Annotated in this window: 10 protein-coding genes; 8 read left to right on the top strand and 2 right to left on the bottom strand. The window is 73.4% G+C overall.

Annotation, left to right across the window (positions count from 1 at the left end):
- Positions 1 to 195 precede the first annotated feature (195 nt).
- Complete coding sequence (locus tag RIM90_RS13350) at positions 196 to 1533, bottom strand: MFS transporter (RefSeq protein ID WP_309060887.1); 1338 nt, start codon at positions 1531 to 1533, stop codon at positions 196 to 198.
- 196 nt (positions 1534 to 1729) lie between these two features.
- Positions 1730 to 2524 (bottom strand): IclR family transcriptional regulator, encoded by a 795-nt coding sequence (locus RIM90_RS13345; RefSeq protein WP_309060886.1) that lies wholly within the window; start codon positions 2522 to 2524, stop codon positions 1730 to 1732.
- Positions 2525 to 2744: 220 nt separating this feature from the next.
- Between RIM90_RS13345 and RIM90_RS13340 the strand changes: the two genes are divergently transcribed.
- The 8 genes from RIM90_RS13340 to RIM90_RS13305 all read left to right on the top strand — a co-directional run bounded on the left by RIM90_RS13340 (position 2745) and on the right by RIM90_RS13305 (position 10193).
- On the top strand, positions 2745 to 3641 hold the full coding sequence (locus tag RIM90_RS13340; RefSeq protein ID WP_309060888.1) for a 5-dehydro-4-deoxyglucarate dehydratase: 897 nt from the start codon (positions 2745 to 2747) through the stop codon (positions 3639 to 3641).
- Positions 3638 to 4945 (top strand): glucarate dehydratase family protein, encoded by a 1308-nt coding sequence (locus RIM90_RS13335; RefSeq protein WP_309060885.1) that lies wholly within the window; start codon positions 3638 to 3640, stop codon positions 4943 to 4945. The genes RIM90_RS13340 and RIM90_RS13335 overlap by 4 nt, the downstream gene beginning before the upstream one ends.
- 124 nt (positions 4946 to 5069) lie before the next feature.
- Positions 5070 to 6269, top strand: coding sequence for a carbohydrate kinase family protein (locus tag RIM90_RS13330; protein ID WP_375165439.1), 1200 nt, complete (start codon positions 5070 to 5072; stop codon positions 6267 to 6269).
- Positions 6270 to 6526: 257 nt separating this feature from the next.
- Positions 6527 to 7597, top strand: coding sequence for a PhoH family protein (locus RIM90_RS13325; protein ID WP_309060883.1), 1071 nt, complete (start codon positions 6527 to 6529; stop codon positions 7595 to 7597).
- 12 nt (positions 7598 to 7609) lie between these two features.
- Positions 7610 to 8107, top strand: coding sequence for an rRNA maturation RNase YbeY (gene ybeY / locus RIM90_RS13320; protein ID WP_309060882.1), 498 nt, complete (start codon positions 7610 to 7612; stop codon positions 8105 to 8107).
- Entirely contained in the window at positions 8104 to 9414 is a 1311-nt protein-coding gene (locus RIM90_RS13315) for a hemolysin family protein (protein WP_309060881.1), read from the top strand. The genes ybeY and RIM90_RS13315 overlap by 4 nt, the downstream gene beginning before the upstream one ends.
- Positions 9411 to 9770, top strand: a complete 360-nt coding sequence (locus RIM90_RS13310) for an MmcQ/YjbR family DNA-binding protein (RefSeq protein ID WP_309060880.1) — start codon at positions 9411 to 9413, stop codon at positions 9768 to 9770. The genes RIM90_RS13315 and RIM90_RS13310 overlap by 4 nt, the downstream gene beginning before the upstream one ends.
- A 69-nt stretch (positions 9771 to 9839) precedes the next feature.
- Positions 9840 to 10193: a cytidine deaminase gene (locus RIM90_RS13305; protein WP_309060879.1), complete on the top strand. Its 354-nt coding sequence runs from the start codon at positions 9840 to 9842 to the stop codon at positions 10191 to 10193.
- Positions 10194 to 10206 lie beyond the last annotated feature (13 nt).

Genomic DNA, 10206 nt, shown 5'->3' with positions numbered 1-10206 from the left:
CCCGCAACTCCTTCCTCGCCTCCTTCCTGGACGACGACGAGGAGCGGCGGGCCCGGTACCTGGCCGAGGTGGAGGCGTACGACTTCGGCCGGCCGTAGGCACCGGGCGCCCGGAACCCGGACGCCCGAGGAACGCCGGTCGCCGGTCGCGCGTCGTCCGGCGCGGGCGCGTCGGGCGGCCGTCGGCCGCGTGGGCTCAGTGGCCCCCCGGCGCCCGGGTCGCCGCCGCCGTGTCGTAGGCGCGCCGGGCGGGGGCGGGCGTGCCGTCCACCGGGATCTCCACGACCGGCTGCTCCGGGGCGCCGACCTCGGGCACCGCGCCCGTCGGCGTGCCCGTGGCGGCGGCGACCACGGCGGCCGGGTGACCGCCACGGCGCCGGACCGCGCCCGGCAGCAGCGGGCGCCCGCCGGTGTGCAGGGCGACGGCGGTCATCGGCAGCGCGACCAGCAGCAGACCGGCGCCGAGCACCGCGCCCATGACGGGGAAGCCGGCCTGCGCGGACAGCACACTGCCGGTCAGCGGCCCGGCGGCGGTGCCCAGCGAGGACGCCGACCCGACCAGCACGGCCCAGCGTCCGCGCGGATCCAGCGAGGCCGCGAGCCCGATCAGGTACGACAGCACCACCGGGTAGACCGTGTTCCAGGCGATCTCCCCGGCCGCGAAGCTCCCCAGCCCGGTCGCGGAGGCGCTGAGCGCGATGCAGCCGGCGATGAGGACGGTGCCGCCGCCGATGGGCAGCGCCCGCCCCAGCCGCGACCCCAGCGCGCCCGCCGCCACCACGCCCAGCAGCCCGGCGCCCAGCGCCACGGCGAAGACGACACCGACGGTCGGTTCGCTGAGATGCGCCTGCGTGACGCCGATCCGGCCGCTCATGCCCCACAGCGCGTTCTGCGCGAGCGACCAGAACACCATGGCCCCGGCCAGGACCAGTCCCGAACGCCGGTGCGGGAGACGGGCCGTGCCGGTGGCCTCGCCTTTGCCCGCGCGCCGGGAGCCGGACGCGCCGGTGGGCAGGCGGGAGGTCAGCGGCCACACGGCCAGCGCGGTGAGGGCGACGGCGGCCAGGGTGAGGCCGTGGCCCGGCAGACGGGGGACCGTCAGGTACACCACGCCCGCGAGGGCGGAGACGCTGAGCAGACCGAGGGTGGAGGCGCGGTGCGGATCGCGTTCCGCCGCGATCCGGGTCGCGGCGACGGTCGTGGCCGTACCGGAGCCGAACCCGCCCACGACCGCACCGGCGACGACGGCCGGCACCGCGGTGGTGAGCGCGGCGGTGCCGTAGCCGAGGGCGGCCAGCACGAGCCCGAGCCGGGCCAGGGTCCGCGCCCCGGTCCGCTCCACGCGGGAGGCCAGCAGGAACCCGGCGGTCGCCGAGCTCAGCAGCAGCGCGCTGCCGACGGCTCCCGCCTGGGTCGCCGAGAGGCCGAGGCCGCGTTCCAGCCGGCCGACGGTGGTCGGCAGCAGATACGGGGCGAGGTACCCGGCCGTGAACAGCGCGACGAGGGGCCAGGGGGTGGTGCGAGGGGCGAACACGGGCGTTCCCGGGGCAGGCGAAAGGGACGGTTCGAAAACCGCGGACCATCGGATGAGGGGTGGAAGCGACGACCGTCGACGGACAGGAACGCGCGGGCAATTTGTATCAAGCGGGGGGAGGGCGGCGGGAGTGCGCCAGATGTGATCTGGATCACTTTTGCGTTTGCAGCTCTCGGCGGGTGGGTAACGGCATCCGCTACCGCCAGTGAACCGCCCCGCCACCTGCGGGAACCGTCGCTTCCACCTTCGTCCGGATCTCCCGCATCACGGCGACGATCCGCTCCTCGCGCTCCGGCGTCAGCCGGGCCACCGGCACCGAGCAGCTGATGGCGTCCTGCGCGGGGGTGTCGTACCGCAGGGCGAACCCGAAGCCGACGATCCCGAGCACGCCCTCCTCCCGGTCCACGGAGTGACCGCGCTCCCGCACCCGGGCGAGATCGGCCGCCAGTGACGCGCGGGAGGTGCGGGTGTGGGGGGTCGCCGCCTCGTACGGGCCCTCGGGCAGTTCCTCGTCCGGCCGCTCCGCCAGCAGCGCCTTGCCGAGCGCGCCCACGTGCGCCGGCAGCCGCCGCCCCACGCGGCTGATGGTCCGCAGGTACTCGTGCGACTCGCGCGTCGCCAGATACGCCACGTCGAACCCGTCCAGCCGCCCCATGTGGATCGTCTCGCCCAGCGCCTCGGACGCCTCGTCGAGATACGGGCGCACGAGCCTCACCCGCGGGTCGGAGTCCAGGTAGCTGGTGCCGGTGAGCAGGGCGTGGATGCCGATGCCGTACAGCGAGCCGGTGACGTCGGTGCGGACCCAGCCCCGCGAGATCAGGGTCTGCAGCAGCGCGTACATCGAGCTGCGCGGCACGCCGAGTTCGTCCGCCAGTTCCTGGAGACGGGCCGGACGGTCACCGCGCGCGGCGAGCAGTTCCAGCAGCTCCACCGTCCGCGCGGCGGACTTCACCTCGCGCACGCCCCCTGTCCCACCGCCTGTTTCCGGCATGCGCCGATCGTAATCCGGCGCGGGGAGGCGCGGGCCGGCCCCGGGGCGGCTCCGGAGCGGCCCCGTACCGGTTCCGGACCGACCCATTGACGGCTCTCGTTCGCGTATCTAATCTCCATCTCCATACGTGGATGACGTCTACATGGGGAGATGAGCAAGGGTGAGCACCGATACGGACCCGAGCGGTACGGCCGCCGTGGCGCGGCGCCTGAAGGACGGGATGGCGAACGGGGTGCTGTCCTTCCCCCTCACCGCCTTCCACGACGACGGCTCCCTCGACCCGGACGGCTTCCGCGCCTACGTCGCCGCCCAGCTCGCCACCGCCCCCGGCGCCGTCTTCCCCGCCTGCGGCACCGGCGAGTTCTTCTCGCTGGACGAGGACGAGTACCGGCGGGTCGTCGCCGTGACCGTCGAGGAGAGCGCGGGCCGGACACCGGTCGTCGCCGGAGTCGGCTACGGCTGGGCGCAGGCCGCCCGGTTCGCGCGCATCGCCGAGGACGCCGGGGCCGACGCCCTCCTCGTCCTGCCGCACTACCTCGTCGCCGCCCCGCAGGACGGCCTCGTCGCCCAGCTGGAGCGGATCGCCGCCCGCACCCGGCTCCCGCTCATCGCCTACCAGCGCGGCCAGGTCGCCTACACCGCCCGGTCCCTCGGGCGCGTCGCCGCCCTCCCGAACGTCATCGGCCTCAAGGACGGCCACAGCGACCTCGACCGCCTGCAGCGCCTCACCCTCGCCGCCCCCGACGGCTTCCTCTTCTTCAACGGCGCCGCCACCGCCGAGATCCAGGCCCGCGCCTACGCCACCGTCGGCGTCCCCGCCTACTCCTCCGCCGTCCACGCCTTCGCCCCCGAGATCGCGAACGCCTTCTTCGCCGCCCTGCGCGACGGCGACGCGGGCACCGTCGACAAGCTGCTGCGCGGCTTCTACGTCCCGTTCGTCGAGCTGCGCGACCGCGTCCCCGGATACGCGGTGTCGCTGGTGAAGGCGGCGGCCCGGCTGCGCGGACGCCCCGTCGGCCCCGTGCGCGCCCCGCTCACCGACCCGTCGGCCGCCGACCTGGCCGACCTGGAAGCCGTGCTCACGACCGGACTCGACCTGGTGGGAGCCGCCCTGTGACCGCGCCGACGTCCCGCGACCTGACCGTGACGGAGGTCCGGCTGACGCCGGTCCTCGTCGCCGACCCGCCCCTGCTCAACACGCAGGGCGTCCACCAGCCGTACACCCCCCGCCTGATCGTCGAGGTGGTGACGGCCGACGGGACCACCGGACTGGGCGAGACGTACGGCGACACCAAGTACCTGGAACTGGCCCGCCCCCTCGCGGACACACTGGTCGGCCACCAGGTCGCCGATCTGAACCGCCTGTTCGCCGCAGCGGACCAGGTCGCCGTCGACGCCTCCCGCGTCTTTGGCCAGGTCGACGTCGGCGGACTGCGCGGGGTGCAGACCGCCGACAAACTGCGCCTGTCCGTGCTCTCCGCCCTCGAGGTCGCCTGCCTGGACGCCCTCGGCAGGTCCCTCGGCCTGCCCGTGCACGCGCTGCTCGGCGGCAAGGTGCGCGACGCCGTCGAGTACAGCGCGTACCTCTTCTACAAGCGGGCCGGCCACCCCGAGGGCGTGGCGGCGGAGCGGGACGACTGGGGCGCCGCCCTCGACCCGGCGGGCATCGTCGCGCAGGCCCGGACCTTCACGGAGCGGTACGGCTTCGGCTCCTTCAAGCTCAAGGGCGGCGTCTTCCCCCCGGACGAGGAGATCGCGGCCGTCCGCGCCCTCGCCGCCGCGTTCCCCGGGCACCCCCTGCGCCTCGACCCCAACGGCGCCTGGTCCGTGGAGACGTCGGTGAAGGTGGCCGAGGAACTCGGGGACGTCCTGGAGTACCTGGAGGACCCCGCCCTCGGCATCCCCGCCATGGCCGAGGTCGCCGCCCGGACCTCGGTGCCGCTCGCCACCAACATGTGCGTGACGACCTTCGCCGAGATCAAGGAGGCGTTCGGCCGCGACGCCGTCCAGGTCGTCCTCTCCGACCACCACTACTGGGGCGGGCTGCGCAACACCCAGCACCTCGCCGCCCTCTGCCGCACCTTCGGCGTGGGCGTCTCCATGCACTCCAACACCCACCTGGGCATCAGCCTCGCCGCGATGACCCACGTGGCGGCCACCGTCCCCCATCTCCACCACGCCTGCGACTCCCACTACCCCTGGCAGTCGGAGGACGTCCTCACCGAACGCCTCACCTTCGAGCGCGGCACCGTGCGGGTCTCCGACGCCCCCGGTCTCGGTGTCACCCTCGACCGCGACCGGCTCGCGGCCCTGCACCGGCGGTGGCTGGAGGACGACGGTTCCCTCCGCGACCGCGACGACGCGGCGGCCATGCGCGTCACCGACCCGGAGTGGGTCACTCCGGCCATGCCGCGCTGGTGACCTCCCGAGGGAGGGCGGTCCGGCGCGGGGCGAGGTGAGCGTGATCCTGACGTGACGGGGGTCACATTGTCGGTGGCGTGAGGCACACTGGCCTGATCCGCACCACGTCAGGGAGCGCACCGTGATGGCGTCCACCGCGTCCACCGGAGAGGGATTCGCAGCAGAGAGCGCGGAGGGACCGCGCGGCCAGACCCAGGTCGACCCCCTCGCCGCGCTGCGCACACCGGACGACCCGCCCTGGGACGTCTACCTCACCGGGACCGTCTTCCTCGACATCATCTTCACCGGGCTCGACTCCGCCCCGGTGCGCGGGACCGAGTCCTGGGCGCGCGGGATGGGGTCGAGCCCCGGCGGCGTCGCCAACATGGCCACCGCCCTGGCCCGCCTCGGCCTGCGCACCTGCCTCGCGGCGGCCTTCGGCGACGACCACTACGGCGAGTACTGCTGGGACGCCCTGGAACGGGGCGAGGGCATCGACCTCTCCCCGTCGCGCACCGTGCCCGGCTGGCACTCGCCGGTCACCGTCTCCATGGCCTACGAGGGCGAGCGCACGATGGTCTCCCACGGCCACGAACCGCCGCCCCCCGAGGATCCCTCCTCCCACCCGACGCCCGCCACCGCCCTCAAACGGCGCCCCGCGGGCGCGGACCTGCCTCCGTGCCCCCCGCGCGCGCGTGCCGCCGTCGCCTCCCTCACACCGGGCCGCAGCGCCCCCTGGATCGCCCGGGCCGCGCGTGAGGGAGCCCGCGTCTTCGGCGACGTCGGCTGGGACGACACCGGCGCGTGGGACCTGGCCGCGCTGCCCGACCTGCGCCACTGCGAGGCGTTCCTGCCGAACGCCGAGGAGGCCAAGCGCTACACCGGCACCGACTGCCCCCGCGCCGCCGCGCACGCCCTCACCGACCACGTTCCGGTCGCGGTCGTCACCCTCGGTGCGGAGGGCGCGTACGCGGTGGACCGGCGTACCGGTGAGACCGCCGAGGTTCCGGCCATCGCCGTCGAGGCGCTCGACCCGACCGGTGCCGGGGACGTGTTCGTCGCCGGGTTCGTCACCGGGAGCCTGGCCGGCTGGCCGCTGGCCGACCGCCTCGCCTTCGCCGGCCTCACCGCCGCGCTCTCCGTCCAGGAGTTCGGCGGCTCGCTGTCGGCTCCGGGGTGGACCGAGGTGGCGGCGTGGTGGCGCAGGGTGCAGTCGGTCGAGGGACAGGACCGGGCGGCCCTGCGGCGGTACGCGTTCCTGGCGGACCTGGTTCCGGAGGAGCTGGTGCGGCCCTGGCCGCTGCGGCGGGCGGTCCCGACGATCGGCTTCCGCCGGTCGCCCTGACAGGGGGCTCCCCCCCGGACCCCGGCCTTGCCCACCACCGCCCGACTCGGCCGGACAGGAAGCGGACCACGGTCTCGGCCCGGTCGGCCGGGAGGCGGGTCACCGGGCCGGCGCGGGCGGTCGAGAGGTGGGTCACGGTGTCGGCCGTGAAAAGCCCTACGGCCTTGTCACCCCCGCGTCGTACCCTGGGAATCGTGAGGCCGCCCTCAGCTGCGCGGCCGTGACGAGGAGGAACCGCAGGCCTTAAGCGCCGGCCCATGACTCAGACACCCACAGCTCACACCCCCGCGCAGGGGCAGGCGAGAGTGCAGTTCACCGTCCCCGCCCAGCACCCCATGGTGACCGTGCTGGGTTCCGGGGACTCCCTCCTGCGCGTGATCGAGAAGGCCTTCCCGGGGGCCGACATCCACGTCCGGGGCAACGAGATCAGCGCGGTCGGCGACGCCACGGAAGTCGCCCTCATTTCGCGCGTGTTCGACGAGATGATGCTGGTGCTCCGCACCGGGCAGCCGATGACGGAGGACGCAGTGGAACGCTCGATCGCCATGCTCAAGGCGAGCGAGAACGGGGAGAGCGACGGCCAGGAGACCCCGGCCCAGGTGCTCACGCAGAACATCCTGTCCTCGCGCGGCCGCACGATCCGCCCCAAGACGCTCAACCAGAAGCGCTACGTGGACGCGATCGACAAGCACACCATCGTCTTCGGCATCGGCCCGGCGGGCACCGGCAAGACGTACCTCGCCATGGCCAAGGCGGTGCAGGCCCTGCAGTCCAAGCAGGTCAACCGCATCATCCTGACCCGCCCCGCGGTCGAGGCCGGCGAGCGGCTCGGATTCCTCCCGGGCACGCTCTACGAGAAGATCGACCCGTACCTGCGCCCGCTCTACGACGCGCTGCACGACATGCTCGACCCCGACTCCATCCCCCGCCTGATGGCGGCGGGCACGATCGAGGTCGCCCCGCTCGCGTACATGCGCGGACGCACGCTGAACGACGCCTTCATCATTCTGGACGAGGCCCAGAACACCAGCCCCGAGCAGATGAAGATGTTCCTCACCCGCCTCGGCTTCGACTCGAAGATCGTCATCACCGGTGACGTGACCCAGGTCGACCTCCCCGAGGGCACCAAGAGCGGCCTGCGGCAGGTGCAGGACATCCTCGAGGGAGTCGAGGACGTCCACTTCTCCCGGCTGTCGTCCCACGACGTCGTCCGGCACAAGCTGGTGGGCCGTATCGTCGACGCGTACGAGCAGTACGACAGCACGCACGGCACCCAGAACGGCACCCACAAGGGCGGCCGGGGCAAGTCCGGGCACAAGGGGAAGTAGACCGAGCACCAGATGTCGATCGACGTCAACAACGAGTCCGGCACCGAGGTCGACGAGCAGGCGATCCTCGACATCGCCCGCTACGCGCTCGCGCGCATGCGCATCCACCCGCTCTCCGAGCTCTCGGTGATCGTCGTGGACGCCGGTGCCATGGAGCAGCTGCACATCCAGTGGATGGACCTGCCCGGGCCGACGGACGTCATGTCGTTCCCGATGGACGAGCTGCGGCCGCCGTCCAAGGACGACGACGAACCGCCGCAGGGGCTGCTCGGCGACATCGTGCTCTGCCCCGAGGTCGCCGCCAAGCAGGGCAAGGAGGCCCCGACGCAGCACACCATGGACGAGGAGCTCCAGCTGCTCACCGTCCACGGAGTGCTGCACCTGCTGGGCTACGACCACGAGGAGCCGGACGAGAAGGCCGAGATGTTCGGCCTGCAGGCAGCCATCGTGGACGGCTGGCGCGCGGAGAGGGGCCTGACCGGCCCGTCTCCGGCTCCGACCGTCTCATGAGCCCGCACCTCGTCCTCGGCGCGATCTCACTGGTCGTCGTGGCCTGGCTCGCCGCCTGCGCGGAGGCGGGCATCGCCCGCGTCTCCAGCTTCCGCGCCGAGGAGGCCGTACGGTCCGGCCGCCGGGGCAGCGCCCGGCTCGCGCAGATCGCCGCCGACCCGACCCGCTACCTCAACGTGGCGCTGCTGGTCCGTGTCGTCTGCGAGATGGCCGCCGCCGCGCTGATCACCCACGCCTGTCTGAGGGAGTTCGACGGCACGGCCGAGGCGCTGCTGATCGCCATCGCGATCATGGTCCTCGTCTCGTACGTCGCCGTCGGCGTCTCCCCGCGCACCATCGGCCGCCAGCACTCGCTGAACACGGCCACGGCCGCCGCGTACGTCCTGGTGCCGCTCGCGCGGATCATGGGTCCGATCCCGTCGCTCCTCATCCTCATCGGCAACGCGCTCACCCCCGGCAAGGGCTTCCGGCACGGCCCCTTCGCCTCCGAGGCGGAGCTGCGCGCGCTGGTCGACCTCGCGGAGAAGGAGTCGCTGATCGAGGACGAGGAGCGCCGCATGGTGCACTCGGTCTTCGAACTGGGGGACACCCTGGTGCGCGAGGTCATGGTCCCGCGCACCGACCTCGTGGTGATCGAGCGGTACAAGACCATCCGCCAGGCCCTCACCCTCGCCCTGCGCTCCGGTTTCTCCCGCATCCCGGTGACCGGCGAGAGCGAGGACGACATCGTCGGGATCGTCTACCTCAAGGACCTGGCCCGCAAGACGCACATCAGCCGGGACGCCGAGAGCGAGCTGGTGTCGACGGCGATGCGCCCCGCGTTCTTCGTGCCCGACACCAAGAACGCGGGCGATCTGCTGCGCGAGATGCAGAAGGAGCGCAACCACGTCGCCGTCGCCGTCGACGAGTACGGCGGCACCGCGGGCATCGTCACCATCGAGGACATCCTCGAGGAGATCGTCGGCGAGATCACCGACGAGTACGACCGTGAGCTCCCGCCCGTCGAGGGCCTGGGCGAGGACCGCTACCGGGTCACCGCCCGCCTCGACATCGGCGACCTCGGCGAGCTGTACGGCCTGGAGGCGTTCGACGACGAGGACGTGGAGACCGTCGGCGGACTGCTCGCCAAGCAGCTCGGCCGGGTGCCGATCGCGGGCGCCTCGTCCGTGGTCGAACTCCCCGACGCCCGCGCCCTGCGCCTGACCGCGGAGGCCGCGGCCGGACGCCGGAACAAGATCGTCACCGTGCTGGTGGAGCCGGTGGCCCCGGCGGACCCGCCCGCCGACGAGGAGGCGAAGCCGGAGTGACCCCCGAGGAGCTGCGCGCCCTCTGCCTCTCCTTCGACGCGGCGGTGGAGGACTTCCCCTTCAACCCGGAGATCTCGGTCTTCAAGGTCCGGGGCAAGCTCTTCGCGCTGGTGAACCTGGACGCGCGGCCCCTGAAGGTCAACCTCAAGTGCGACCCCGAGGACGCGCTCCGGCTCCGCGCCGACCACCCGGGCCTGATCGTCCCCGGCTGGCACATGAACAAGCGCCACTGGAACACGGTGACGGCCGACGGCGAACTCCCGGACCGCCTGGTCCGGGAGCTGGTCGAGGACTCCTACGACCTGGTCGTGGCCGGCCTGCCGAAGGCCGAACGGCTGAGGCTCGACCGCCCCTGAGGCACCCCGGGGCGGCCCGAGTGCGGGGTGAGCGGGCCGGCGGCCCGGGCCGCTCCGTATGCTCGGACCATGACCGACAGCAGCACGCTTGAGCCCGAGGACCGCAAGATCGTCACCCTGGCCCGTTCCGCGCGGGCCCGCAACGGCGTGCCCGAGGGTGCCGCCGTGCGCGACGAGACGGGACGGACGTACGTGGCGGGGACCGTGGCCCTGGACTCCCTGAAGCTGAGCGCCCTGCAGACGGCGGTGGCGATGGCGGTGGCGTCCGGGGCGACGTCGCTGGAGGCGGCGGCGGTGGTGACGGAGGCGGAGTCGGCGTCGGCCGAGGACCGCGCTGCCGTACGGGACCTCGGCGGCCCCGGGACCCCGGTGCTGGTGGCCGGCCCCGACGGGACCGTCCGGGAGACGGTCACCGCGGGCTGACGCGGGGACCGCC

Origin of the sequence: Streptomyces sp. (genome assembly GCF_031181555.1) — a bacterium.
GTDB classification, from domain to species: Bacteria; Actinomycetota; Actinomycetes; order Streptomycetales; family Streptomycetaceae; genus Streptomyces; species Streptomyces fimbriatus.
The sequence above is the reverse complement of the archived record's forward strand: the minus strand, read 5'-3'. Positions and strand labels throughout refer to the sequence as shown.